This is a genomic window from Mesorhizobium sp. M1396 (assembly GCF_040317725.1).
Lineage (GTDB): Bacteria > Pseudomonadota > Alphaproteobacteria > Rhizobiales > Rhizobiaceae > Mesorhizobium.
On the sequence record NZ_JAMYLA010000007.1, the window covers coordinates 65,763 to 90,901 of the forward strand.

General features: G+C 63.3%; 26 protein-coding genes. 14 read left to right on the forward strand and 12 right to left on the reverse strand.

Translation table 11 applies throughout. From position 1 onward, the window contains the following. Positions 1-149: 149 nt before the first annotated feature. Positions 150-962 carry a VOC family protein gene (locus NKH02_RS06305; RefSeq protein WP_352877226.1) on the forward strand — a complete coding sequence of 271 codons (813 nt, stop codon included), beginning with the start codon at positions 150-152 and terminating at the stop codon, positions 960-962. Positions 963-1,154: 192 nt separating this feature from the next. Here the strand turns inward: NKH02_RS06305 and purB are convergent, their stop codons facing one another. From purB to NKH02_RS06320, 3 genes are read right to left on the reverse strand one after another with little or no spacing between them, the layout of a single operon-like run. Beyond that, positions 1,155-2,462: an adenylosuccinate lyase gene (gene purB / locus NKH02_RS06310; RefSeq protein ID WP_352877229.1), complete on the reverse strand. Its 1,308-nt coding sequence runs from the start codon at positions 2,460-2,462 to the stop codon at positions 1,155-1,157. A gap of 59 nt (positions 2,463-2,521) precedes the next feature. Then, a complete protein-coding gene (locus tag NKH02_RS06315) occupies positions 2,522-2,986 on the reverse strand; it encodes a hypothetical protein (protein ID WP_352877230.1) in 465 nt (154 codons plus the stop codon). A 56-nt stretch (positions 2,987-3,042) separates the two neighbouring features. Then, complete coding sequence (locus NKH02_RS06320; protein ID WP_352877231.1) at positions 3,043-3,768, reverse strand: DUF2259 domain-containing protein; 726 nt, start codon at positions 3,766-3,768, stop codon at positions 3,043-3,045. 134 nt (positions 3,769-3,902) lie between these two features. On the opposite strand from NKH02_RS06320, the gene NKH02_RS06325 reads away from it, so the two are divergent. Then, the gene (locus tag NKH02_RS06325) at positions 3,903-4,157 is read left to right on the forward strand and encodes a DUF2171 domain-containing protein (protein ID WP_352877233.1); all 255 of its coding nucleotides are present in this window, start codon (positions 3,903-3,905) and stop codon (positions 4,155-4,157) included. 14 nt (positions 4,158-4,171) lie between these two features. On the opposite strand, the gene NKH02_RS06330 is transcribed toward NKH02_RS06325, so the two are convergent. Both NKH02_RS06330 and NKH02_RS06335 read right to left on the reverse strand, forming a co-directional pair. Continuing rightward, positions 4,172-5,197, reverse strand: coding sequence for a P1 family peptidase (locus NKH02_RS06330; RefSeq protein ID WP_352877235.1), 1,026 nt, complete (start codon positions 5,195-5,197; stop codon positions 4,172-4,174). Further along, positions 5,197-6,270, reverse strand: coding sequence for a branched-chain amino acid ABC transporter substrate-binding protein (locus NKH02_RS06335; RefSeq protein WP_352877237.1), 1,074 nt, complete (start codon positions 6,268-6,270; stop codon positions 5,197-5,199). Before NKH02_RS06335 ends, NKH02_RS06330 begins: the two co-directional genes overlap by 1 nt. 181 nt (positions 6,271-6,451) lie before the next feature. Between NKH02_RS06335 and NKH02_RS06340 the strand changes: the two genes are divergently transcribed. The 8 genes from NKH02_RS06340 to NKH02_RS06375 all read left to right on the forward strand — a co-directional run bounded on the left by NKH02_RS06340 (position 6,452) and on the right by NKH02_RS06375 (position 14,230). Continuing rightward, the gene (locus NKH02_RS06340; protein WP_352864032.1) at positions 6,452-6,979 is read left to right on the forward strand and encodes a flavin reductase; all 528 of its coding nucleotides are present in this window, start codon (positions 6,452-6,454) and stop codon (positions 6,977-6,979) included. After that, a complete protein-coding gene (locus tag NKH02_RS06345; RefSeq protein WP_013532114.1) occupies positions 6,976-7,905 on the forward strand; it encodes an AAA family ATPase in 930 nt (309 codons plus the stop codon). The genes NKH02_RS06340 and NKH02_RS06345 overlap by 4 nt, the downstream gene beginning before the upstream one ends. Positions 7,906-7,908: 3 nt before the next feature. Continuing rightward, the gene (locus tag NKH02_RS06350) at positions 7,909-9,153 is read left to right on the forward strand and encodes a vWA domain-containing protein (protein WP_352877239.1); all 1,245 of its coding nucleotides are present in this window, start codon (positions 7,909-7,911) and stop codon (positions 9,151-9,153) included. Positions 9,154-9,203: 50 nt separating this feature from the next. Continuing rightward, positions 9,204-9,542, forward strand: a complete 339-nt coding sequence (locus NKH02_RS06355) for an XdhC family protein (RefSeq protein ID WP_352877241.1) — start codon at positions 9,204-9,206, stop codon at positions 9,540-9,542. Between the two features lie 6 nt (positions 9,543-9,548). Then, positions 9,549-10,253: an XdhC family protein gene (locus tag NKH02_RS06360; protein ID WP_352877243.1), complete on the forward strand. Its 705-nt coding sequence runs from the start codon at positions 9,549-9,551 to the stop codon at positions 10,251-10,253. Beyond that, a complete protein-coding gene (locus NKH02_RS06365) occupies positions 10,250-11,860 on the forward strand; it encodes an NTP transferase domain-containing protein (RefSeq protein WP_352877244.1) in 1,611 nt (536 codons plus the stop codon). The genes NKH02_RS06360 and NKH02_RS06365 overlap by 4 nt, the downstream gene beginning before the upstream one ends. Positions 11,861-12,114: 254 nt before the next feature. Further along, positions 12,115-12,969, forward strand: a complete 855-nt coding sequence (locus tag NKH02_RS06370; RefSeq protein ID WP_502913516.1) for an alpha/beta hydrolase — start codon at positions 12,115-12,117, stop codon at positions 12,967-12,969. 100 nt (positions 12,970-13,069) lie between these two features. Then, the gene (locus NKH02_RS06375; protein WP_352877248.1) at positions 13,070-14,230 is read left to right on the forward strand and encodes an epoxide hydrolase family protein; all 1,161 of its coding nucleotides are present in this window, start codon (positions 13,070-13,072) and stop codon (positions 14,228-14,230) included. A gap of 58 nt (positions 14,231-14,288) precedes the next feature. Here NKH02_RS06375 and NKH02_RS06380 read toward each other — a convergent pair whose 3' ends face one another. Beyond that, on the reverse strand, positions 14,289-15,332 hold the full coding sequence (locus NKH02_RS06380; protein WP_352877251.1) for a DUF1176 domain-containing protein: 1,044 nt from the start codon (positions 15,330-15,332) through the stop codon (positions 14,289-14,291). Positions 15,333-15,469: 137 nt separating this feature from the next. Here NKH02_RS06380 and NKH02_RS06385 point away from each other — a divergent pair, with 137 nt between their 5' ends. Beyond that, positions 15,470-15,976: a DUF1993 domain-containing protein gene (locus NKH02_RS06385; RefSeq protein ID WP_352877253.1), complete on the forward strand. Its 507-nt coding sequence runs from the start codon at positions 15,470-15,472 to the stop codon at positions 15,974-15,976. A 55-nt stretch (positions 15,977-16,031) separates the two neighbouring features. On the opposite strand, the gene NKH02_RS06390 is transcribed toward NKH02_RS06385, so the two are convergent. After that, the gene (locus NKH02_RS06390; RefSeq protein WP_109669696.1) at positions 16,032-16,196 is read right to left on the reverse strand and encodes a hypothetical protein; all 165 of its coding nucleotides are present in this window, start codon (positions 16,194-16,196) and stop codon (positions 16,032-16,034) included. 394 nt (positions 16,197-16,590) lie between these two features. On the opposite strand from NKH02_RS06390, the gene NKH02_RS06395 reads away from it, so the two are divergent. From NKH02_RS06395 to NKH02_RS06405, 3 genes are all read left to right on the forward strand, one after another. Continuing rightward, positions 16,591-17,079, forward strand: coding sequence for a hypothetical protein (locus NKH02_RS06395; RefSeq protein ID WP_352877256.1), 489 nt, complete (start codon positions 16,591-16,593; stop codon positions 17,077-17,079). A gap of 119 nt (positions 17,080-17,198) precedes the next feature. Beyond that, the gene (locus NKH02_RS06400) at positions 17,199-18,266 is read left to right on the forward strand and encodes an aldo/keto reductase (RefSeq protein WP_352877258.1); all 1,068 of its coding nucleotides are present in this window, start codon (positions 17,199-17,201) and stop codon (positions 18,264-18,266) included. 50 nt (positions 18,267-18,316) lie between these two features. Next, positions 18,317-19,582, forward strand: a complete 1,266-nt coding sequence (locus tag NKH02_RS06405) for a cysteine desulfurase-like protein (RefSeq protein WP_352877260.1) — start codon at positions 18,317-18,319, stop codon at positions 19,580-19,582. A gap of 18 nt (positions 19,583-19,600) precedes the next feature. Here the strand turns inward: NKH02_RS06405 and NKH02_RS06410 are convergent, their stop codons facing one another. From NKH02_RS06410 to NKH02_RS06430, 5 genes are read right to left on the reverse strand one after another with little or no spacing between them, the layout of a single operon-like run. After that, on the reverse strand, positions 19,601-20,629 hold the full coding sequence (locus NKH02_RS06410; protein WP_352877261.1) for a histone deacetylase family protein: 1,029 nt from the start codon (positions 20,627-20,629) through the stop codon (positions 19,601-19,603). After that, the gene (locus tag NKH02_RS06415; RefSeq protein WP_352877368.1) at positions 20,626-21,141 is read right to left on the reverse strand and encodes a GNAT family N-acetyltransferase; all 516 of its coding nucleotides are present in this window, start codon (positions 21,139-21,141) and stop codon (positions 20,626-20,628) included. Before NKH02_RS06415 ends, NKH02_RS06410 begins: the two co-directional genes overlap by 4 nt. 12 nt (positions 21,142-21,153) lie before the next feature. Further along, positions 21,154-22,083, reverse strand: coding sequence for a 3,5-dioxohexanoate:acetyl-CoA acetone transferase (gene kce / locus NKH02_RS06420; protein ID WP_352864060.1), 930 nt, complete (start codon positions 22,081-22,083; stop codon positions 21,154-21,156). A 4-nt stretch (positions 22,084-22,087) separates the two neighbouring features. Continuing rightward, positions 22,088-23,473, reverse strand: coding sequence for an aminotransferase family protein (locus NKH02_RS06425; protein ID WP_352877263.1), 1,386 nt, complete (start codon positions 23,471-23,473; stop codon positions 22,088-22,090). 1 nt (position 23,474) lies between these two features. After that, on the reverse strand, positions 23,475-25,118 hold the full coding sequence (locus NKH02_RS06430; RefSeq protein WP_352877265.1) for a N,N-dimethylformamidase beta subunit family domain-containing protein: 1,644 nt from the start codon (positions 25,116-25,118) through the stop codon (positions 23,475-23,477). Between the last annotated feature and the right edge of the window lie 21 nt (positions 25,119-25,139).

Below are 25,139 nucleotides of genomic sequence, written 5' to 3' on the forward strand. Positions count from 1 at the left end.
CGCGTCTTGTGTGAACGATGCCGATGGACGATCTGTGATCAGGAAAAGAAACTGCCGTGTGCGGAAACCCTGACACGGCGTACAATGATTGGCGGCGCGGATTTTTTGCCTTGGGAGCTTCACCGCAGGCCGGTCGAACGGAGCATTTGATGAGTGAACTGCCCTTTGCCGCCACCACGCCGGTCAGCGTTGCCCGCGTTGGGTTGAAAGCGCGCGATGCTGAAAGCCTCGCGGCCTACTATCGGAGCGTCGTCGGCCTGCGGGAATTGAGCCGTGCCGACGGCGCGATCACGCTGGGCGCAGCCAACCGTCCGTTGCTGGTCATCGAGGCAGATGCTTCGGCCAAGCCGGATGATCCGCGCAGCGCCGGCCTGTTCCACACCGCCTTCCTGCTGCCCAGCCGCGCCGATCTCGGCCGCTGGATCAACCACGCCATCGCCGGCAAGATCACCATCGAAGGGGCTTCCGACCATCTGGTCAGCGAGGCGCTGTACCTGACCGACCCCGAAGGCAACGGCATCGAGATCTATGCCGACCGCCGTCCGCAGGATTGGAAGTGGAATGGCGACAAGATCGCCATGGCGACAGAGCGGCTGAACATTCCGTCGGTCGTTGCCGAAGTGCCGGCGGGCGACGCCGGCTGGCAGGGCGCGCCGGAAAACAGCATCGTCGGCCATGTCCACCTGCGGGTGGGCCGGCCGGAAGACGCCGAGGCCTGGTGGAACCAGGAATTCGGCTTCGACACGGTGGCCAAATATGGCGGCCAGGCGGTGTTCCTGTCCTCCGGCGGCTACCACCACCACATCGGCGCCAACGCCTGGCAGAGTTCGGGCGCCGGCCGCCGCGATCCGAGCAGATCCGGTCTGGCCTGGGTCGAAATGCGTTCGGACAATGTGACCAGCCCGATAACCCGCGAAGATCCCTGGGGCACGGTCATCAGGACTGTTCCCGGCAAAGCCTGATCGCCATCGAGCGCGTCTTTCTCCCCGTCACTATACGGGGAGAAATGCCCGGCAGGGCAATGAGGGGCAGCGCCAAGGTCGTGAAATTGTCAAAGCCTGAATGGGCGCGATCGTCGCTAAAGTCAGCGCTGCCCCTCATCCGCCTGCCGGCACCTTCTCCCCGTATAGTGACGGGGAGAAGGAAAGCTCGTCTCAGGCTTCGCCGAACACCCGCTTGAAGATCGTGTCGACGTGCTTGGTGTGATAGCCCAGGTCGAATTTCTCGCGGATTTCGGCTTCCGGTAGCGCTGCGGTCACTTCCTTGTCGGCGAGCAGTTCCTCAAGGAAATCAGCGCCGTGCTCCCATACCTTCATGGCGTTGCGCTGCACCAGCCGGTAGGATTCTTCGCGCGACAGGCCGGCCTGCGTCAGCGCCAGCATGACGCGCTGCGAATGCACGAGACCGCGGAACTTGTTCATGTTCTTCAGCATGTTGTCGGGATAGACAAGCAGCTTGTCGATGACGCCGGTCAATCGTGACAGCGCGAAATCGAGCGTCACCGTGGCGTCCGGCCCGATCATGCGCTCGACCGAGGAGTGCGAGATGTCGCGCTCGTGCCAGAGCGCCACATTCTCCATCGCCGGCAGTGCCATGGAGCGCACCATGCGGGCAAGGCCGGTGAGGTTTTCGGTCAGCACCGGGTTGCGCTTGTGCGGCATTGCCGAAGAGCCTTTCTGGCCCGGCGAAAAATACTCCTCCGCTTCCAGCACTTCGGTGCGCTGCAGATGCCGGATTTCGATCGACAGCCGTTCGATCGACGAGGCGATGACGCCGAGCGTGGCGAAGAACATGGCGTGGCGGTCGCGCGGGATCACTTGCGTCGACACCGGCTCCGGCTTCAGGCCGAGCTTTGCCGCCACATGTTCCTCGACATAGGGGTCGATGTTGGCGAAGGTGCCGACCGCGCCCGATATCGCGCAGGTGGCGATGTCTTCGCGCGCATGCACCAGCCGCTCGCGGCAGCGCGAGAACTCGGCATAGGCCTGCGCCAGCTTGACGCCGAAGGTGGTCGGCTCGGCATGGATGCCGTGGCTGCGGCCGATGGTGACGGTGTCCTTGTGCTCGAACGCGCGGCGCTTGAGGGCCGCGAGCAGGCCATCGATGTCGGCGAGCAGGATGTCGCTGGCGCGGGTAAGCTGCACGGCAAAGCAGGTGTCGAGCACGTCAGACGAGGTCATGCCCTGGTGGATGAAGCGGGCGTCCGGCCCGACGAATTCGGCAAGATGGGTGAGGAAGGCAATGACGTCATGCTTGGTGACGCGCTCGATCTCGTCGATTGCCTCGACATCGAATTTCGCAGCACCGCCCTTTTCCCAGATGGTTTTTGCGGCTTCCTTGGGGATGACGCCGAGTTCCGCCAACGCGTCGCACGCATAGGCTTCGATCTCGAACCAGATGCGGAACCGGGTCTCGGGCGACCAAATGGCGACCATTTCCGGCCGGGAATAGCGAGGGATCATCGGTCAGTCCTGACGTATCGAGAGGTTTGCCCGCGTCCTAACAGAGGCGAGCAAAATGCTCAACGCCGCTGGCGCGCAAACCAGACGCTCGCGGCAAACAGGGTCACGAAACCAAGCGGAAAGTAGAGCCGGATGCCCAGCACGACGAACTGGTAGAGCGCAATCAAGGTCGTGAAGACGAACTGGAGGGCCCAGGTGTGGGTGAAGGCGGGTGCATGCCACTCGGCATAGTAGGAGCGGTACTGCAGCGCAAACAGCCCAGCGGTCAGGCCGACCGTCGCGCCGGTGAGGCACACGAACGCCGCCGCGAAGGCGACTTCCCAGCGCCTGCCCTGCGAGACCAGCTTCGCGGCAAACAGGCCAATCGGAAAGGCCAGCGCAGCTCCCACAGCGAAAAGCAAGGTGACAATGCGGATTTTCGCCGGGGTCTCCCAGTTGTCCAAGAACAGGGTGACGAGCGCGCTGGCCCCCATCGTCACGGCCCACAACAAGGCGCCGATAAGCGCGGTGCGAAGTTCCGGCATCGCCCGGCGAAGGCGGCTCAGGGCGCGGTCGCGCCTGGCGGATTGAACAAAAGGTGTCACAGGCGGCCGGTCACCGCGATCCAGCGAAAGTCCGGTCCCTCGAAGCCGTATTGGCGCACCGCGATCAGCACCGCGTAGGCGCTCAGACTGTCCATTGAAAAGGTTTGCACGGCGCCGATGCGATAGCCATTCGGGCAACCCCGGCTTTTCGGTATCGCCTTGTCCTCATGCAGCAGCTTGGTGGTGCCGCCATCCTGCGCTTCGATACGCAGCAAGCGAAAACCGTTGATCTCGCCCTGGCTTTCGCAGCCTTCGGTGTTGTTCATGCCCAACTCGTCCAGGCGGAACTCGAGCGGCTGGTCGACCGGAGAGAAGATCGGGCGCGGGTTGACAGCCATCCGGTGCGGATCGGCCGAAAGCTCGGTCACCGGGTTGAAACCCGCTGTTATGCCGCGGTTGGCGCTCAGCTCGGCCTGACCGACAATGGCTTCGCCCTTTTGCCGGGCCTGAAGGCGCGCCGCATCCAGCTGGGCGTTCTCGTCTTCGAGCCGGACCCGGATCGGGGTGCCCTTGAGAAAGCTGTCGGTGCTGGTGTCGATATAATAGCGGTTGGCATAGGGAAAGCCCGATCCGTCGTGCACGCCATATTCCTCGAAAGCGAAGACGCTGCCGTCCTTGGTGAAGCCCAGGATTTCAAGTTGGGCGACGTCGCCGGCACGGGCAGTCATCGATGTCGCAAACTGTCCAAGCAGGCAAACGGCAAACAGAAAGAGCATTCGCATCGGTTTCTTCACCCTCAGCCGTTGTCGTCTCCATCCACTACCACGACGAAATCAAAACGTCGTGCGGTGCGAAAGCCGATGCATCCAATCGGCCCGTCATTTGTTATCGTCGGCAGTCCCAATGGAGAACCACCATGACCGACACCAGCAAAATTCGTGAGCATATGGAAGTCGTCGGCGCCGATGGCGTGCATGTCGGCACCGTCGACAAGGTCGACGGCCAGCGCATCAAGCTGACCAAGGCCGATAGCGGCGAGGGTACTCACAGGGGCCATCACCATTATGTTCCCGTGAGCCTGATTGCGGAGGTCGACGGCAACAAGGTGTGGCTGTCCGCGAATTCCGATGTCGCGGTGACCTTCGAGGAAGAAAAGTCCGATCGGGTATGATCGAGGGCCTCTGTTTATCCCAAACGCGATGACCAGACCGGAAACAGATCGTTTTCGGCCGGCGTCGCGGCAAACACGCCGCGGCTGATGGCGCGCGCCATCGTGGCGCCGGCCGCGGCATAGAGGTCGATTGCCGCGTCGGCGGTGAGTTCGATGCCGCTCGTCCCTGTTGCCAGCGCGAATACCAGGTCGCCATCGGCCGGCGTGTGCGTCGGCCAGATGGCGCGCACGAAGCCGTCATGCGCCGAGATTGCCAGGCGCTTTGCGGCAGCCTTGGTGAGAACCGCGTCCGTGGCGATGACGGCGATGGTGGTGTTGCCGCCGGCCTCCATCTGTCTGCCCACATGCTTGTCGCGGTATTTCAGCAGGATCCGCTTCGCGTCGTCCGGCATCGGCGAGGGATAGCCAAGCCCGCCGAATTCGTCGCCGATTTCGAACGGTGCCGCCCAGAAATGACGGGTTCGGCCTGTTGTCACCGAGCCGGTCGGATTGACGGCGGCAAGCGCGCCGATGGTTATGCCACTGTCCAGCAGCGTCGAGGCCGAGCCGAGGCCGCCCTTCAGCCCCGAGGTCAGCGCACCGGTGCCGGCGCCGATGGTGCCAAGCGGGAAATCGGCGGCGGCGGTTTGCACGGTTTCATAGCCAAGCTCGCGGTAGGGTGGATAAAGGCCCCAGTCCTTGTCGCCGCCATTGCGCAGGTCGAACAGGATCGCCGACGGCACGATCGGCACGCGAAAGCCACCGACCTCAAGGCCGATGCCGCGTTCACGCAGCGCCGCCTGCACGCCCGATGCCGCGTCGAGGCCGAAAGCCGAACCGCCCGAAAGCACCACGGCGTGCACCACATCGACCGAATTGTGCGGTTCGAGCAGGTCGGTCTCGCGGGTGCCCGGCGCACCGCCCACGATCTGAACGCCGGCCACCGTCGGTCCATCGCAAAGCACGGTCGTGACGCCGGACTTCAGCCTGGCGTCGGACGCGTTGCCGACGCGCAGTCCGGCGACGTCGGTGATCAGGTTGCGCGGGCCGGTGCGAAACATCAGTTGCTTTCCAAAGGAGCAAAGCGCGTGCCGTCGAATCGGAAGACGCGGTAGGGGCCCTGGCTGAAATCGCCTTTCGCGTCGAAGCGGATCGGCCCGATCGCAGTGGTGAAATCCTGTCCGGTCAGGGCCTCGGTCAGCGGCTTGCCCGAGGCTTCGGAAAAGCCTGACGCCGCCTTGGCGATCTCGACCGCCGCGTAGGCGGGCAGCGTATAACCGTCAGGCACGACCTTCTGCGTGGCAAAGGCCGACAATACTTTGGGGTCGGCGACTTCGGCCCATTCCGGCGGTGCGATCATCAATGTGCCCACGGCATAGGGCACATCGCCGAGCGGTGTGCGGAGGTTCTCCCCGCCGGCAAAGACGATGCCCGCCTGGAGCCGTGCGGCATCGCGGCCCATGATGGCTATGTCGTCACCGTCGCCGCCGGCGAACACATGAGTGGCGCCGGCTTTCTTCAGCCGGCCGATCATGCCGATCTGGTTGTCGAGCTGCGGCCGGAACGTGTCGACGAATACCGGTTTCAGCGCTGCCTGCTCGGCGGCCGCCCGCAACGTCTCGGCGATTTCGCGGCCATAGATGGTGCCGTCGTCGATGACGGCGAACAACTCGTTTTGCCACAGACGGGTGAGGGTGGAGGCGACGGCGTTGCGCTCATCGTCGCCGCGTGGCCCGAGGCGATAGACCGGCCAGCCGGTCTTGGCGCGGCGGTCGGTCAGGCTTTCAGTTCGCACGCCAACGGTAATGACTGGAACGTTGGCATCCTTAAGGATCGGCATCGCCGCCTCGATCGCCTCGGTGCACAGGAATCCGACCACGACATTGACCTTGGCCGCGACGAATTCCCTGGCCGCGGCAGCGCCGCCGTCGGCGGTACAGGCGTCATCCACGATCTTGAGTTCCATGCCGTTCGCTTCGGCCGCCTGACCGGTACCGGCCTCGATCTGCTTGCCGAGAATGGCCGATGGTCCAGACAGGGGCGCTGAGACGCCAACCAACAGCGTCTGGGCATTCGCACCACTGGCCAGAAACAGCCAGGATAGTGCCGCTATTGTTCTAGTCCTGGGTCGCATTCGAGCGATGAGGTCCTCTGTGCCGGTCTTATGCTGCTGGCACCTACTTACCGCCAAGACCTAAAGGCTGCCCGACCTTGGTGCAACACGCGAATTTCGGGATATGGCTCAAGCACTTCGCTTGTGGCGGGCTATGTATGGCCATATATGTCGGTGGGATCCTGATCATGGAAAATATACGGTGCTGAAGAAGAACGACATTGGGCCGCAGGCCTACCGCGACGCGATGAGCCATTTTGCCGGCCATGTTCATGTTGTCACCACCGATGGGCCGGCCGGCAAGCGCGGCGCGACGGTGATCGCGGCCTGTTCCGTCTCGGACACGCCCCCAATCATTCTGGTCTGCCTCAACCGTGAAAATCCCAAGAATGAGCCGTTCGTAAAAAACGGCAGATTTGCCTTGAACACCCTGGCTTCGCATCAGGAGCCGCTGTCGGTCGGGTTTTCCGGCATGACCGGCCTGCCGGTCGAGGAGCGTTTCGCGCTCGGCGAATGGGACCTGATCTCGACCGGCGCGCCGACGCTGAAGGGCGCGCTCGCCGTGTTCGACTGCGAACTGATCGACACCAAGGACCTCGCCACCCATCGTGTGCTTTTTGGCAAGGTGACAGGCCTGCGGATGGGCGATAATTTGCGGCCGCTGATCTACCACGCTCGCGGCTACCACGTTCTGGAAAGCGGAGCGCCGGCGTTCACGGAGAAAGAATGACCGAGCTGAAACCGCGCGCCGCGCCGCGGACGATCGACGAGACGCTCGATCTCCTGACCGGCGCGGACTATGTGGCGGACCGGTCGCTGGCGACCGTGCTGTTCCTGTCGTTGCGCATGAAGCGGCCGCTGTTCCTCGAGGGCGAGGCCGGCGTCGGCAAGACCGAGATCGCCAAGGTGCTGGCGCAGGCGCTCGGCCGCCGGCTGATCCGCCTGCAGTGCTATGAAGGCCTCGACGTCTCGTCTGCCGTCTATGAGTGGAACTATGCCGCGCAGATGATCGAGATCCGCATGGAGGAGGCGGCCGGCAAGGTCGAGCGCTCCGCCATGGAGCGCAACGTCTTCTCCGAAAAATACCTGATCCGCCGCCCGGTGCTCGATGCGCTGACCGGCAAGGCGGGGGCTGCTCCGGTTTTCCTGATCGACGAGCTCGATCGCACCGACGAGGCGTTCGAAGCTTTCCTGCTCGAAATCCTGTCCGACTTCCAGGTCACGGTGCCTGAACTCGGCACCATCAAGGCGGAAGAGCCGCCGATCGTCATCATCACCACCAACCGTACCCGCGAAATCCACGACGCGCTGAAACGGCGCTGCCTCTATCATTGGGTCGACTATCCCAATGCCGAGCGCGAACTGGAAATCGTGCGCCGCAAGGTGCCGCAGGCCAATCAACGGCTTTCGGCCGAAGTGGTCTCCTTCATCCAGAAGCTGCGCCAGATCGAGCTGTTCAAGGTGCCGGGTGTCGCCGAGACCATCGACTGGGCCGGCGCGCTGACCGAGCTCGACAAGGTGGCGCTCGATCCTGAAACCGTCTCCGACACGATCGGCGTGCTGCTGAAATATCAGGACGACATTGCCCGTATCGAACAGGGCGAAGGCCGGCGCATCCTCAACGAGGTGAAGGCCGAGCTTTCGGCAGCGGAGTAGGCGATGCCGAACCAGGAGCCGAAAGAAGCGAAGGCCGACGGGCGGATCGCCGACAACATCGTCTATTTCGCCCGCATTCTGCGCAAGTCCGGCATGAGGGTCGGGCCGGCTTCGGTCAAGGACGCCATCGAGGCGGTGCTGGTCGCCGGCATCGGCTCGCGGGATGATTTCTACTGGACCCTGCACGCCGTGCTGGTGTCGCGGCACGAGGACTACGCCACTTTCGACGAAGCCTTCCGGCTGTTCTGGAAATCGCGCGAGCTGATTGAAAAGATGCTGGCGATGTTTTCGCCGGTGGCGCCTGATGTCAGGGAGAAGCAGAAGCCGCGCGCCGCCGAGAACCGTGTCAGCCAGGCGATGTTCGAAGGCCATCAGAAGAACCAACCGGCCCAGGAAATTCCCGAGATCGAGGTCGACGCCCGCTTCACTTTTTCCGGCAATGAGGTGCTGCGCGGCAAGGACTTTGCCCAGATGAATGCGGCCGAGATGGCTGACGCCAAGAAGGCGATCGCCCAGTTGCGGCTGCCTTTCGACATGGTGCGGACGCGGCGTTTCAAGGCCGATGCGCATGGCCGTCGCGTCGATCCGCGCGCCATGATGCGCTCAGCGGCGCGCACCGGCGGTGAACTGATCCTGCCGAAATTCCGCTCAGCTCGCGAGGTTCATCCGCCGCTGGTTGTGCTGGCCGACATTTCCGGCTCGATGAGCCAGTACACGCGCATTTTCCTGCATTTCCTGCATGCGCTGACGGAAAAACGCCGGCGTGTGCACACGTTCGTTTTCGGCACCCGGCTCACCAACCTGACCCGGCAGATGCGTCATCGCGACCCCGATGCCGCCCTTGCCGATTGTTCGACGGCGGTCAGGGACTGGTCGGGAGGCACCCGCATCGGCGACACGCTGGCCGAGTTCAACCTGATATGGTCGCGGCGCGTGCTGGGGCAGGGCGCGGTCGTGCTTCTGATCACCGACGGACTGGAGCGCGACGATGTCGCCGGACTGTCGGAGGAAATGGAGCGCCTGCACAAATCCTGCCGGCGGCTGATCTGGCTGAACCCGCTGCTGCGCTTCGACGGTTTCCAGGCGCGCGCCCGCGGCGTCAAGGCGATGCTGCCGCATGTCGACGAGTTTCGCTCGGTGCACAATCTCGACGCGCTGGCCGATCTCTGCGCGTCGCTGGACAAGAAGTCGGCACAATCCGTTGATCCGCGCCGATGGCTGGAAGCTGGCGCGAGGCACGCCGCATAGCCATATGTTTGCCAGTTCTTTAGGAAAAACAGACCCTGAGAGAAGCAACGATGAGCGACAGCATTTATCTGGATGAGGCCCGCGACCCCCTGATCATCGCGGAGGGCTGGATGAAGGACGGCAAGGACGTGGCCATCGCGACAGTGGTCGAGACCTGGGGATCGGCGCCTCGTCCCGTAGGCAGCCATCTGGTCATCGATGCGGACGGCAATTTCCACGGCTCCGTCTCGGGCGGCTGCGTCGAAGGCGCTGTGGTGACAGAAGCCATCGACGTCATCGACAGCGGCAAGGCAAGAATGCTGGAATTCGGCGTTGCCGATGAAGCCGCCTGGCAGGTCGGCCTGTCCTGTGGCGGCCGCATCAAGGTGTATGTGGAAAGACTGGGTTGATCTCGGATGGATCCCTATGCCTTAAAAACTTTGAACGCCGAACGCCGCGCCCGCCGCGCGGCGATCCTTGTCACCGACCTTGGTGATGGCCGCGACCGCATCGTGCGCGAGGGCGACCAAGTTGCCGGCGATCTCGGCGCCGCGATCGCCAGGACGTTCCGCACTGGCAATTCCGGTTCGGTCGAAGCCGAGGGGCGAACCTTCTTTCTCAATGCGCACCTGCCACAGCCGCGTCTGGTCGTGATTGGCGCTGTCCATATCAGCCAGGCGCTGGCGCCGATGGCGAAAATCGCCGGCTACCCCGTGGAGATCATCGATCCCCGCACCGCTTTCGCCACCCCGGACCGCTTTCCCGACGTGGCGCTCCATGCCGAATGGCCGGAGGATGTGCTGAAGCGCCAGCCGCTCGACAGCTACACCGCGCTGGCCGCCGTCACCCATGATCCGAAGATCGATGATTTCGCCCTGAAGGCCGCGCTTGACGCCAACTGTTTCTATGTCGGAGCGCTCGGCAGCAGGAAGACGCATGCCAAGCGTGTCGAGCGCCTGCTGGCGCTGGGCGCGACCGCTGACCAGATCGCCCGTATTCATGCGCCGATCGGGCTCGATATTGGTGCTGCCAGTCCGGCCGAGATCGCTGTTGCGGTGCTGGCGCAAGCGATCCACGCCTTCCGCTCGCGCGGTGTGGAAGCCAAAGGCGCGGCGGCGTGAAGTTCGGATCGATCCCGATCGAGGCGGCTGAAGGCGCGGTGCTGGCGCATGCCACCACCGCTGGTGAACGCCACTTCCGCAAGGCGCACAGGCTAAGCGCCGAAGACGTGGTGCTGCTGCGGGCCGCCGGTATTTCCGAGGTCGTTGCGGCCGTGCTGGCCGCCGACGACCTCGGCGAGGATGCCGCCGCGCAGGCGATCGCTGACAGCATGGCCTTTCGCGGCATCGAGGCCAGGTCGGCCGCGACCGGGCGGGTCAATCTCCATGCCAGCGCGTCGGGCATCTTCACGGTCGATGCCGCGATGGTTGACGCCATCAATGCCATAGATCCGGCCATCACCATCGCCACGTTGGCGCAGCATGCGCCGGTCGAGAAAGGCCAGATGGTCGCGACGGTGAAGATTATTCCGTTCGCGGTCAGTTCAGCCCTGGTCGACGCCGCGACAAAAATTTGCGCGGGCGGCGAGATCTTTGCCGTCAATGCCTACCAGGCGGTGCGTGTCGGCGTCATCCAGACGGTTCTGCCGGGCATCAAGCCTGGAGTGCTCGACAAGACGCTGCGCGTCACCGAGGCCCGGCTGGCGCGCACGGGCGGCAGGCTGACGGCGGAGCGCCGTACGCCGCATGAAATCGCACCGGTGGCGGAAGCCGCGGCGTCCCTGGCGCGCGACAATGACATGGTGGTGATCTTCGGCGCCTCGGCGATGAGCGATTTCGCCGATGTCGTTCCAGCCGCGATCGAGAGGGCGGGTGGAACTGTCATCCGCGCGGGCATGCCGGTCGATCCCGGCAATCTGCTGGTGCTCGGCACACTCGATGGCAAGCGAGTCATCGGCGCGCCCGGTTGCGCCCGCAGCCCCAAGGAGAACGGCTTCGATTGGGTACTGGATCGGTTGATCGCTGGCCTTGATGTGACCGCCAAGGATATCGCCGGCATGGGCGTCGGCGGGCTGCTGATGGAAATCCCGACGCGGCCGCAGCCGCGGGAACCGCTGCCGGCCAAAAGCCAGCTTAAGGTCGGCATCGTGTTGCTGGCGGCGGGCCGGTCGAGCCGCATGGGTGGACCGAACAAGCTGCTGGCACTGTTCGATGGCAAGCCGCTGGTGCGCCGCACCGCCGAGCGGGCGTTCGGCTCGAAGGCGTCTAGCACGATTGTCGTCACCGGCCACCAGCGCGAGCGGGTGCGCGCGGCGCTGGCGGGCCTCGACGTGACCTTCGCCGACAATCCCGATTTTAACGAAGGCCTGTCCACCTCGCTGAAAGCCGGCATTGCCTATCTGCCGGAAGACTCCGCCGGTGTAATGATCGTTCTCGGCGACATGCCGGGTATCGCGTCCGATGACCTCGACAGGTTGATCGATGCCTTCCGCAAGGCCGGCGGCAATTCGGTGGTCCGCGCCTCGCATGACGGCAAGCGCGGCAACCCGGTGCTTTTGCCGCGTTCGCTGTTCCCGGCGATCGCCCATCTCGAAGGCGACACCGGCGCACGCCATCTGGTCGAGACCGAAGGGCTCGATGTCATCGATGTCGAGATCGGTGCGGCGGCGTCTGTCGATGTCGACACACGCGAGGCGCTGGAAGGCGCCGGCGGCGTGCTGCAGGATTGACAAACCCAAGCCGAATTACGCATGCCTTGGGCATGGCTACTCGCTTCCTTCCCTCTGCGTTTGCGCTTTTACCCCCCTCTGGCCTGCCGGCCATCTCCCCCTCAAGGGGAGAGATCGGCAGCTTCGATGGCGGCGTCCATCTTGCAACTTTGGAGATTGGCGAAAGCCAAAGGCGCATCCAATCTCTCCCCTTGAGGGGGAGATGGCCGGCAGGTCAGAGGGGGGCGGTCACGCTCCATGCCTTTCTGATTTCGATATTTTTCTTGTTTTCTGCCGGTTACGCCACCGCTCTCGAGCTAAAGCCCTTCAAGGACGATCTCTTCGCCTATCCGGCCACTCTGTCGTCCGACACCAATGGCGCCTACACCGTCATCGACTATCGCGAGATGCGCGACATCAACCAGCGTGACCAGGTCCCGGAGCGCCGGGTGCACGCCCAATACACCGACACCGGCGTTCGCAAGGTGCAGCAGGATCTGCTCTTGAAGACCGATGCCGGCGATGTCAGGCATATTGCCGTCGGCAAGACCGAGGGCGCCGGCATCATCGTGCTTTACCTGCACGGGCAGGGCGGCAGTCGCAAGCAGGGCGTCGACGACTTCACCTTCGGCGGCAATTTCAACCGGCTCAAGAACCTGATGGCCGGCAATGGCGGCCTCTATCTCAGTCCGGACTTTTCCGATTTCGGCGACACCGGCGCGGCGCAGGTCGCGGCCCTGATCAATCACTATGCCGAGCAATCGCCGGGCGCGAAGATCTTCGTCGCCTGTGGCTCGATGGGCGGCGCCCTGTGCTGGAAGCTTGCCGCCCGCAACGATACCGGCCGGCGCATCAACGGGCTGCTGCTGCTCGGTTCGCTATGGGACGAGAGTTTCCTGGCAAGCCCCGCCTTCCGGCGCCATGTCCCGATCTTCTTCGGTCAAGGCAGCCATGACGTGGTTTTCCCGGTGGAAAAGCAGGAAGCCTTCTTCCGCTCGATCATCGCCAGATCGAAAGCCTATCCCTATCCGACGCGTTTCGTCCGTTTCGAGACCGGCACCCATGGCACGCCGATCCGCATGATCGACTGGCGCGGCACGCTCAACTGGATGCTGTCGAAGGCGCCCTGATGTATATCGGCCAAAGTGCAGTGGGTTTGGCGGTCATTGCTCGGCCGATATCCTCTTGCTGGTGTAGGCTGATATGATCCAACAGCTCGGAAGTACGACGATGGACGTTCGCCCCTTCAATATCCAGATTCCGAACGAACAACTTGAGGATCTCCAGGACCGTCTTCACGCAACGCGATGGCCAGTTTCTCTAAACGAAACAGGCTGGAACGATGGGGCCGACCTGCCGTTCATGGAGCGCCTTGCGGATTACTGGCGAGATCGCTTCGACTGGAGAGCGCAAGAGGCGCGGCTGAACCGGCTGCCGCAATATCTGGCTAGGGTGAACAACCTGGACGTCCACTTTGTCCACCAGCCAGGCACCGGACCGGCGCCGCTGCCGCTGATCATCACGCATGGCTGGCCCGGTTCCTTCATCGAAATGGAACACATCATTCCATTGCTGACGGACCCATCTGCCCATGGTGGTGACCCAGCCGACGCCTTCCACGTCGTGGTTCCCTCGTTGCCCGGATACGGCTTCTCGCAGGCGCCGACGGAACCAGGCTTCCACTCCGGCCGCATCGCGGAGCTATGGGTGCAGTTGATGTGCGGGCTCGGCTATGACCGCTTCGCTTGCCAGGGCGGCGACATCGGCGCGGGCGTCTCCGCCTGGATGGCGCGGCTCCTTCCTGAAAACGTGCTTGGCGTCCACGTCAACTACATTCCCGGGAGCTATCGGCCACCCTTGGGTGCAGCTCAGCCACCTGTCACCGTTGAGGAACAGGCCTTTCTGGACAAGGCTGCGGCCTGGGCGGCAACGGAGGGTGTCTATGCCCATCTGCAGGGCACGAAGCCTCAGACGCTTGCTTATGCGCTGACAGACTCGCCGATCGGTCTCGCGGCCTGGATGATCGAGAAGTTCCGTTCCTGGAGCGATTGCGACGGTGACGTGGAACGCGCCTTTGGCATGGATGCGCTCCTTACGGACGTTTCTCTCTACTGGTTCACCAATGCGCTCACCTCGTCCTTGCGGCTCTACAAGGAGAATCGGCTCTCCCCTCTTGCGTTCAAGGCTCTGGAACGCGTTTCGCCGCCGCTTGGGGTAGCGCTTTTCCCCCCGCGAGTTGCCAATGCCGCCGCGCTCCTGGGTGGCGAGGGTCTTCGACGTGCAGCGATGGACGCCGATGCCGCGAGGCGGCCATTTCGCTGCACTGGAGGAACCGAATCTTCTGGTCCAGGACATTCGCGCCTTCTTTCGGCCGATGCGTTCGCGGCCTGAATCGAGAAGGTGAAAGCGAAGGACGGGTCGAACGCGGCGTTCTTGATTTGAGTCTTCCCTACGGCGCGGTGTTGTAGTCGACAACCGTCTGCGGATTTTCCTCGCCGTCATAGGACGCATCGACGTCGTACTGGACCAGCGAAAAATCACCGTTGCGGAACAGATATGTGCCGGAGTCGGAGGCATCGCCGATGCCGCGCCATTTGTTGAACGTTGTGATCGTATGGGCGTCCGGGTCATAGTCGGAATTGGTGGCCCATCCCGTGGTGTGGAAGCCGATCACCGTCACGCTCAACAGCTTGCCGTCACTGTCGTTGTTCTCGTAGCGGATATCGGTCTCCGGTTCGGCGAACTGCAATTGCCGCACGCCGTCCACCTCATCCGTCATGTAGTAGACCGAGCTTTCATTGTAGGCGGCGGCCGAACACGAAAAATGAAACAGCCGCGTTTCCTTGTCAGGATCGCCGGGCTGCGCATTCTTGTCCTTGTATTTGATCGAAAAGCCCTCCGGCTCATTGGCCAGGAACTGCTTGTCGCACTGGTCGCCATAGGTCGCCAGAAAGGCCTTCTTGGCCTGCTCCAGTGCCGTGTCCTTCTTCGGCGGTGGCGGCCCGTCGCCGCAGCTTGGCGGCAGCGCCTCCTCGAAATCAGCGGTGGAGGGTTTCAGCGCGCCTTTTTCGATGTGGATCGGATCGAAGGGTGGCGCCGCCTGGATCTGCGCATTCACCTGGCGCAACGTGTAGCAGCCGGCAAAGACCTTCTCGCCGCCGGTCTTGTCGGTGGCGCGGATGGCGACGGGGACGTTGTAGAAAATGCTGCCCGCTGCACCTTCGTCCGAAACGGCCCCGGTCTCCACCTCGACCTTGTCGGTGCCGTCATAACCCTTGACGAAACTGTCGAAATCCTTTGCCGGCTTCGTATCACCGAAATACCCCCAGGCGCGGGCGAATTCATGCCGGTTGATGGCGCTGTAGAGCGAGCGGACGACCGCCTCGGCGCTCGACCTGTCGTCGATATAGGGCGCTTCGGGCACATCTTCGGCGGCCAATGCCGTCTGGCCGATCGAGAGAAGGGCAGTCGCTGCGAAAAGGGCGCGTCTCATCGGGAATCTCCGCTCGATAGGAGAGTCTACAATGGCGATTGCGGCAACGTGGTGGCGCTGGTTCGGCGGTCTTGAAGAATCGTGCGCGAAGGCGCTACGTCGCATCCGCCGGCGTTCGGCCGGACAGGAGATTTGACGTGACCATATCGATGTATGAGGCATCCGTGCCTGTGTTCTCAGTCAGGCTGAAAGCACTTTCCAATGTGCTTGCGACCGCCGAACAGAATGCGATTGACCGCAAGATCGACCCGCAGGTGTTTTTGACGTCGCGGCTGGCGCCCGACATGTATGCGCTGACCCGGCAGGTGCAGATCGCCACCGACCATGCCAAGGGTGCGCCGTCACGGCTCGCCGGCCGCGAGGTGCCCAGATACGAGGACAATGAGGCGAGTTTCGCCGATGTCCAGGCGCGCATCACGAAGACCCTGGACCTACTGGCGACATTTTCGGCGGCCGAATTCGACGGTTCGGATGACAAGACCATCGAGCTGAAGCTTGGCGGACGCGAAAGCTCGATGCCCGGCATGCAGTATCTGCTGCATGTGGCTATGCCTAACTTCTATTTCCATCTCACCACCGCTTACGACATCCTTCGCCACAACGGCGTGCCGCTGGGCAAGGCGACGTTCCTGGGAGCGCGTTGAGGATTGAGTTTCGAGATGTCCCGTGGAGGCCGGGACATCTCGCGACGGTATACGCCTAACGAATGGACATTTCGCGGGCAATGCGTGGAAAGTCGGCCGGCTTGATACCGATGTCCGCACGGTCGGCATTGCTCATCGCATGGAGCAGTGCGAGCGCGGAACGGTATCTCAGATGCTCCTGCGGCCGCGGCCGGGCGAACATTTCAGTGAAGAAACCCATGATTCAAGCCCCTGATTGGTCCTCCACGGCCGCCAATATAGATGAATCGTGACAATTGTGCAGTGCAGCATTTGCATGCCAGCCATGTGCTGGTGATTTCTTCGGCCATATTTTGCAACGGACTGAAACTTTTGCACGGCGAGCCCCGCAGGCTCGAATGCTGGCTACATGGCCGGTTTTTCCTCGCCACTCCTGGCGAATTCCGGACTGCATGAAAGTGTGTTCCGGCTTTTTGTCCGGGATTGCGGTGCCCGAGCAGCGATCCAGGCAATGCTAAATTCGTTAAGATCGATGGCATGCATTTTTAACGAGCCGATTCTATGCTTCGACACCCGGATAGTCTGGCAAGGAGGAGGCTGACATCGCGACTGGCACCAAGCGGGATTTCGCTTCGTTGCTCGACGACCTCTTCGTCGCTTCCGACAAGGGCGACGGAATTGGGGGCGACGGGATCGAGGGCGAGGAGGCCGGTGCGCGTCCATCCATCCCGTTCGACTATCTCTCGGTGGCCGATGAACTCCATTCCGGCCGCATCAAGGTTTCTGGCAGCGGCTTTGCCACTGAATATCGTGAGGCGGGTGCTGATCTGGCGACCGAATTCGCCGCCTTGCTCGATCATGCCAAACTGGCTCTCGCCGGCGAAGAGCCAAAGCCCGAGGAGAAGCTGCCGCCGATCGATCCGGAATCCATCGCCGTCGAACTTGGCCTCAATCAGCCCAAGCAGGTCGCCGATTTCAGCCGCATGCGCCGCAGCTTTGCCTTCGCCAATCATCCGGACCGTGTCGCACCGCATCTGCGCCAGCGCGCCATGATCCGCATGCAGGTGGCCAACATGCTGATCGACGAGGCCAAGCGCCGCGCGCTGGCCGGTGCTCGCCGCTAAACGTAGCTTGTTCAAGCAAAAAGTCGGTCTGGCGAGGCTTGGAGAGCGCCTCTGCTTTCCGTAGGATGGGGCTTCCTCCCCGCGCTGCCGCGCACGCTTTTCCTCCGGAGCAGAATCCCATGCACAAACGCCGTCTCGGTCGGACCGATCTTCTTGTTAGCCAAATCTGCCTGGGCTCCATGACCTGGGGCCAGCAGAACACAGAGGCCGAAGGCCACGCCCAGATGGACCTGGCTTTCTCGCGCGGCGTCAATTTCATCGACACCGCCGAACTCTACCCGATCCCGCCCAAGGCGGAGACGCAAGGGTGGACCGAAAAGATCATCGGCAGCTGGATGAAAGCCAACCGCAACCGCGACAAGGTGATCCTTGCCTCCAAGGTCGTCGGCCGCACGGCCAACCGGTGGTTTCGCGGCGACAGGCCATCGCAATTGGTGCGCGCCGATATTTTTGACGCCATCGAGAAATCGCTGGCCAAGCTCGGCACCGACTACATCGACCTCTACCAGATCCATTGGCCGGAACGGGACATTCCCTGGGGCGCCAATCCGACGCGCGTCGGCGCCGTATCGCCGCGCGCCGATTCTGTGGGCGCGCCGGCCGACGAAACACCGATCGCCGAGACGCTCGCCGTGTTCGACGAACTGGTGAAGGTGGGAAAGATCCGCCATTTCGGCCTGTCGAACGAGAGTTCCTGGGGCGTGATGCGGTTCCTTGCCGAGGCTGACAAGGGTATCGGCCCGCGCGTCGCGTCGATCCAGAACGCCTACAATCTCGTCAACCGCACCTTCGAGGTGAACCTCGCCGAGGTCTGCGAGCGCGAGCAGGTGTCGCTGCTCCCCTATTCGCCGCTGGCGCAGGGCTACCTCACCGGCAAATACGACCATGGCGCGCGTCCGCAGGGGTCGCGTTCGCAACTGTTCAATCGCGGCCAGCGCTACGAGACGCCAGGTGCCGCCGAAGCCCAGCTTGAATACAATGAGTTGGCGCGCTCCTTTGGCCTGGAGCCGGCACTGTTTGCCAATGCCTATGTCTCAAGTCGGCTCTTCGCCACCTCCAACATCGTCGGCGCTACGACCATTTCGCAGCTCGACATGGCGCTGTCTTCCGTCGATGTCGTCTGGACCGAGGAGATGCAGAAGGCGGTGGATGCGATCCACCAGCGGGTCGGCAATCCCTGTCCCTGAACGGGATCGGATGTGGCGAATACTCGATAATTCCAAGGGAGCGGGCGACAATGAATTTTCCGGTCGAGACAGTGCGTCAAAAGTTTCCGGCTCTTTCCCTGACCGATAAGGGCCGCCGCCGCATCTATCTCGACAACCCTGCCGGCACGCAGGTGCCGCAAGCCGTCGCGGACGCCGTGTCGCGCTGTCTCCTGACCACCAATGCTAATCTCGGCGGCTATTTCGAAACGACGGTTGCCGCGCAGGCCGTCGTCGACGAGGCGCACGCGGCAATGGCCGATTTCCTTGGCGCCGCAAGCACCGAGGAGATCATAATCGGCGCCAACATGACGACGCTGACCTATCACATGTCGCGCACGCTTGGCCGCACGATGCAGCCTGGCGACGAGATCATCCTCACCCGCATGGACCATGAGGGCAACGTCTCGCCCTGGCTGCAACTGGCCGAGGACCTCGGCCTCGTCGTGCGCTGGCTGCCGTTCGACGAAATGAGCTGGCAGGTCGAAGAGGCGACGCTGGCCGCGCTGCTTACGGATAGGACCCGGCTGGTCGCGTTGAACTACGCCAGCAACCTGACCGGCTCGATCAACCGGGTGAAGGCGCTGACCGCCATCGCCAGGAATGCCGGCGCCCTTGTCTATGTCGACGCCGTGCAGTTCGCTCCGCACGGCCTGATCGACGTGCAGGACATCGGCTGCGATTTCCTGATCTGCTCGGCCTACAAATTCTTCGGTCCGCATATGGGCATATTGTGGGGCCTGCGCGACGTCATCGATGGCCTGAGACCATACAAGTGCCGTTGCTCGTCCAATGGCCTGCCGGAGCGGTTTGAACTGGGCACGCCGCAGATCGAGCTGATGGCCGGCCTCACCGCCGCCGTCGATTACTTTGCCGATCTCGGCGCCGCTGCGGGCGAGGGCGGTTCAAGAAGGCGGAAGATCGCCAAGGCGTTCGACGTCTCGACCGCCTACGAGAACCCGCTGGCGCAACGGCTGATCGATGGCCTGTCCGATATCGGGGGCTTGACCATCCACGGCATCACCGATCCGAAGCAGCTTGGCGAACGCGTGCCGACCGTGTCCTTCACGGTCGACGGCATAGTGCCGGAAACGATCGTGCGGCAGATGAACGCCGAAAACATCTTCCTGTGGTCCGGCCACAACTACGCCTGGGAGATCGTCCACCAGCTCGGCATTCCGGCCGAGCAAGGCGTCGTGCGCATCGGCATCGCCCACTACAACACATCTGCCGAAATCGACGAGACGCTGGAGAGCGTGCATCGGGTGATCGCGATGCTCAGACAACAGCGCTCCTGACGCACTGTCAGGGCAAAATCACCGCGCCTTGCCGCCGAAGCCGGTGAGGAAGGCGGTGAGATTGTCGCCGAGCTCGTCGCAGAGATAACCGCCTTCCTGGACGATGACGGTCGGCAGGCCGAGCTTGGCGATGGCCTCGCCAATGCGCGAGAAGCCCGGTGTCGTCACCGAAAGTCCACCGAACGGATCGCCCTCGAACGCGTCGAGGCCGAGCGCCACGACCAGCGCGTCGGGCGAAAAGGCACGAATGCGCTGGAATGCCACCTCTAGCGATTCCAGAAACGCCGCATCAGTGGATTTGCGCGGCAGCGGCAGGTTGAAGTTATAGCCGAGGCCAGGCCCTTCGCCGCGCTCGTCGGCGTGGCCCCAGAAGAACGGATAGAAGCGCACCGGATCGGCATGCAGCGAGACAGTGAGAACATCAGGCCGTGAATAGAAGATGCCTTGCGTGCCATTGCCATGATGCAGGTCGACATCGAGGATCGTTACCCGCGCCGCCCGCTTGCGCAAGACCTGCGCGGCCATCGCCGAATTGTTGATGAAGCAGAATCCGCCGGCGACATCTGCAAAGGCGTGATGGCCGGGCGGGCGGCACAGCGCGTAGGCGGCCGGTGCGCCTGATATCACCGCCTCGGCGGCTTCGACCGCGCTCCAGGCGCTCCACAGCGCGCTCTGCCATGTCTCGCCCGAGATCGGGCAAGCGGTATCGGCCATGTGGTAGCCGGCCTGGCCGACCGCCGAAGCCGGATAGGAGCCGTTGCGGGCGATCGGGTGGATGTTGGGGATCACTTCGGCCGACCCGCCCTCGATGCGCTGCCAGCGAGCGTGGATATGTTCGAGGAAATGCAGATATTCCGGTGTATGCACCGCCGCGACCGGGCCGAGCCCAAGATTGCGCGGCCGCTCGATCGTGCAGCCTGCGGATTTTGCGCCGGCTAGCAATCTCTCGACGCGCTCCGGCTTTTCCGGATTGGGCTGCGCCGCACCGCTCGAAAGAAATGCCTTGGGGTCGTGGCGCTTCTGTTCCTCGGCATAGAAGGCTTTCATTCCTGCTCCCCATTCTCGGTCGCGTCGGCGAAGGCAAAGAAGGCCTCGCCGATGATCTTCTGCGTCTGCTCATAGCTCGACCAGGCGATGCCCAGCCTTTCATAAAAGACCTTGGCACCCTCATTGTCGGTGTCGACGGACAGTCGGAGATAGGCGCCGCCCTCTTTCCGGCACCGCGCCGCAACGTGCCGCAGCAGCCGCTCGCCGATCTTGCGGCCGCGAAAACGGTCCTCGACATAGAGGTCCTGCACATAGACGCCAGGCCGCCCCATCCAGGTCGAAAAGATCGGGAAATACAGGCAGAGACCGGCGAACTCGCCGCCGACCTCGGCGATCAACGTCGAGAAAGCTGGCTTTTCGCCAAAGCCGTAGCGGCGGAGATCATCAGCGGTGGACGTGATCTCCTCATGCGCGCCGATATGGGTGCCGAGGCGCAAGAGTGCGGCATGGATGGTTTCGGCGTCATCAAGGGTTCCGGGGCGAAGCCGGACGTCATTGGCTGATGGATTGATCACGGTCGTCTCTCAAAACGCCACCCGGTCGCCGCCCTTGAGGGCCAGCATGTCGCGCGCTTCGGCGGGCGTGGCGACCTCCAGCGAGAGCCCGTCGAGAATGCCACGGATGCGGCGCACCTGGTCGGCATTGGATTTCGCCAGCTGGCGGCCGTCATAAAGACTGTCCTCCAGCCCGACACGGACATTACCGCCCATGGCTGCTGCGATCGAGATCAGCGGCATCTGATTGCGGCCGGCGGCCAGCACCGAGAACTGGTAGCTGTCGCCGAACAATTTGTCTGCGATGCGCTTCATGTGGACGAGATTGTCAGGGTCGGCGCCGATGCCGCCCAATATGCCCAGCACGAACTGGATGAACAGCGGTCCCGACACCAGGCCCCGGTCGCGGAAATGCGCCAGCGAATAGAGATGGCCGACGTCGTAGCACTCGAATTCGAAGCGTGTGCCGCAACCCTTACCCAGCCTCTCCAGCACGCCTTCCATATCGGCGAAGGTGTTCTTGAAGATGGTGTCGCGCGTCGCTTCCAGCAGCTTGGGCTCCCATTCGTGCTGCCATTCCCGTGGCTTGTCGAGCATGGGAAACAGCGCGAAATTCATCGAGCCCATGTTGAGCGAGCACATCTCCGGTTCGGTCCTGAGCGGTGCAGCTAGCCGCTGATCCAGCGTCATCAGCGACGAGCCGCCGGTGGTGATGTTGATCACCGCATCGGTCGCCTGCTTGATGCGCGGCAGGAACTGCATGTAGACATCCGGATCGGCGGTTGGGCGGCCATCCCTGGGGTCGCGGGCGTGCAGATGCAGGATCGAAGCGCCGGCTTCGGCCGCCGCGATCGCGTCGGTGGCGATCTGGTCCGGCGTTACCGGCAGATAGGGCGACATAGACGGCGTGTGCACCGAGCCGGTGACGGCGCAGGTGATGATGACCTTTCTCGGCGCCATTCTTCTACCCCCGACCTTCGACCGGCAGGTCGAACTCGGAAGCGAGAACGTCCAGCGAGTCGCCGATGATGGAGACGATCTCGCCGACCTGCTTCCTGGTGACGATCATCGGCGGCGCGACCATGAAATTGTCGCCGTCGACGCCGCCCTTGACCCTGCGGCCATAGATGATCAGCCCGCGCTCATAGGCGAGGTCGAGCAGCCGCTGCGTGGCCTTCTTGGTCTGGTCGATCGGTCGGAGCGTCTCGGGATCGGCAACCATCTGGGCGCCGGTGAGCAGGCCCTTGCCGCGCACGTCGGCGATGAATGGAAACCGTTTCGCCAGCCCCTTCAGCCCGTCCATCAGCACGTCGCCCATGGCAGCCGCATTGGCGATCAGGTCAAGCCGGTCCATTTCACCGAGCACCGCAAGCCCTGCGGCGCAGGCCAGCGGATTGCCGGCGTAGGTGTGGCCGTGCTGGAAGCCGCCCGAGGCGAGCAGCGGCTGCACCAGCCGCATCGGTGCCGCCAGCGCGCCAAGCGGCACATAGCCCGAGCCAAGTCCCTTGGACAGCGCGACGATGTCGGGCTTGCAGTTCCAGTGATCGCCGCCGAGGAATTTTCCGGTGCGGCCGGCGCCGCTCATCACTTCGTCGTGGATGAGCAGGATGCCGTAGCGGTCGCAGATCTGGCGGATGCGCGGATAGTAGCTGTCAGGCGCGACCAGGGCCACGGTCGCCGCACCGCCGATCGGCTCCATGATGAAGGCGACCACGCTCTCCGGCCCTTCGGCCAGGATCTTCTCCTCCAGCATGTCGGCATAGCGGATGCCGCGCTGTTCCATCGAAAGATTGTCGCGGTCGCGCCAGGCATTCGGTGCCGGCACGGTCGGCATCACCCGCATCATCGGCTCGAAAGTTTCGGCCAGCGCATCGTCGCCGGTGATCGACAGCGAACCCAGCGTCCCGCCATGATAGGAGGGGAAGCGCGTGATCACCTTCCAGCGGCTTGCCTGGCCGGTGGCGACCGCCCATTGCCGCGCCAGCTTGATGCAGGATTCGGTTGCTTCCGAGCCGCCCGAGACGAAGAAGATGCGGTCCATGCCTTCCGGCAGCTTGCCGGCCAGCTCACGTGCCAGTTCTTCCGCCGGCTCGTTCTCGAAATGCAGGCGGTAGGCGAAGGTGGCGCGGTCCATCTGCCGCTTCATGGCATCCAGCACGTTGCGGTTGGAATGGCCGATATTGGCGACCATCGGGCCGCTCGATCCGTCGATGAAGCGGCGGCCGTCCCGCGTCCACATGTAGATGCCTTCGGCGCGGTCGATCAGCGGTCGGCGCAGGTTGGACAGATAGAACAGGTGCGATTCTCGCCGAGCTTCGGTGTCTTGAGCGGCGGTCTGGGTTTTCGACATGTCAGGACTTTCCGAGGTAACGATCGAGGACATTTTTTGTGACGCGTTCGACCATCGGGTCCTGTCTTAGCAGGCCTGCGACCCATTCGCAGCTTCCGGCGTGGAACACCTCGCCCTTGCCGCGCGGGAAGTTGACGATCATGCCATTGCCCCGTTTGACTTTTTCCAGATTAGCGTCGCTCGCCTCGCCAAACAGCGTTTCGGCGGTGAAACGCCCATCCTCGTCGGTGAGGAACTGGTCCTCGATCGGGATATCGGCGCTTTCCTCGACCTGGCTGGCCATTCCGACGGCGAGAACCTGGAGGCCATCAGGTGCGCCGCTTGTGGCCGTTGGATAGGGCAGGCCGCCGCGTATCTCGAAGTCGAGCCCGTCGACCTCATAGCCGTAGACATGGCTGTCGGCGCCCAGCAGGTCACCGTAGTAGATGCCAGTGCCGGCGAAGGCCCAGTGCTCGGGCCGGTAGACCGGAAAGCCACGCACGCCGCGCGGCGCGCAACCGCCCCAGCCGGCATAGACGCCGCGCGTCGCGTTGAGCCCGAAGGTCGCCGAACCAGGCCGGGCGATTTCCGGCGCTTCCCAGGAATTGGTGGCGCGGGTGACGTCGCCGCCTGGGAGATAGGTCGGGTCTTCGGCACGCGAGCGATATTTGTAGCAGACCTGCCGGCGACCTTCGTCCTCGAGCCGCGTCTGCCACATGAAATTGCCGGCAAAGCGCGCCGCATGGCCGCCGCGCCCGACATAATTGTCGAGGGCGTCGCGCATCTCCCAGGTCCAGTATTCATCATGGCCGACGAAGACGGCGCAGTCGTAGCCGTCGAGAATCTCGGGCGAAAAGTGCAAATCATGCTGGCTGGCGAGATCGACTTCATAGCCGGCCCGTTCGGCGAAGCGGAAGAAGTGGCTGTCATAGCTCGCCCAGCCCGACGAAGCGTATTTCTTCGAATGGCCGGTGGCGAGCGCCCACTCCATATGCGGATAACGCGGCACCGTCTTCGGCGGCACGGCGACTTCCAGCGGCACGCGTGGCGCGTCCTTCGGCAGCACGACGAAGCCACGGCACCATGGGCGCTGCGTCGACACGATGGGCGAATACTGGTTGCGGTCCGGCCCGGTGATGCCCTGGTAATGGTTGGAACCGCCCCAAGTGTTGTAGGCGAGCCAGGTGCCCGTCGCCGCCACCTGCAGCACACGGCCGGGTTTGCGGCCTGGCTGCGGGCTGACGATGAACAGATGGTGGCATTGGATCGGCTTGCCATCACGGCCATCGGCGGTCAGCGTCACCCGGTAGGCGCCGGATGGCCAGTCCGACTCGACGCGGAATTCGAAGGACACGTCCCAGCCGCAACCTTCGGCCGAACATTGGTCGGGCGTGTCCTGCCAGCGTGCCGCAATGCCTGCCTGCTCGAACACTTTGGTCTCCGTGCCGCCGTCGCGGACGATTGCGATATTGAACCGCGAGGCCGTCGAACTGACATGCAACGCCACCGTCTCGCCGGCGCGATAGGAAAACCGGTCGCTGTAGCACCAGATCTCGCCGCGCTCGCCATCCATGCCAGGCCACTCGTAGTAGTGGCCGCGCACCGCGTGCCGGCGCTGCTCCGGCGTCAGTCCGAAATCGGGAAACTCGGTCGGCAGATGGGTCATGAACACCGGAGAAGTTCGAGG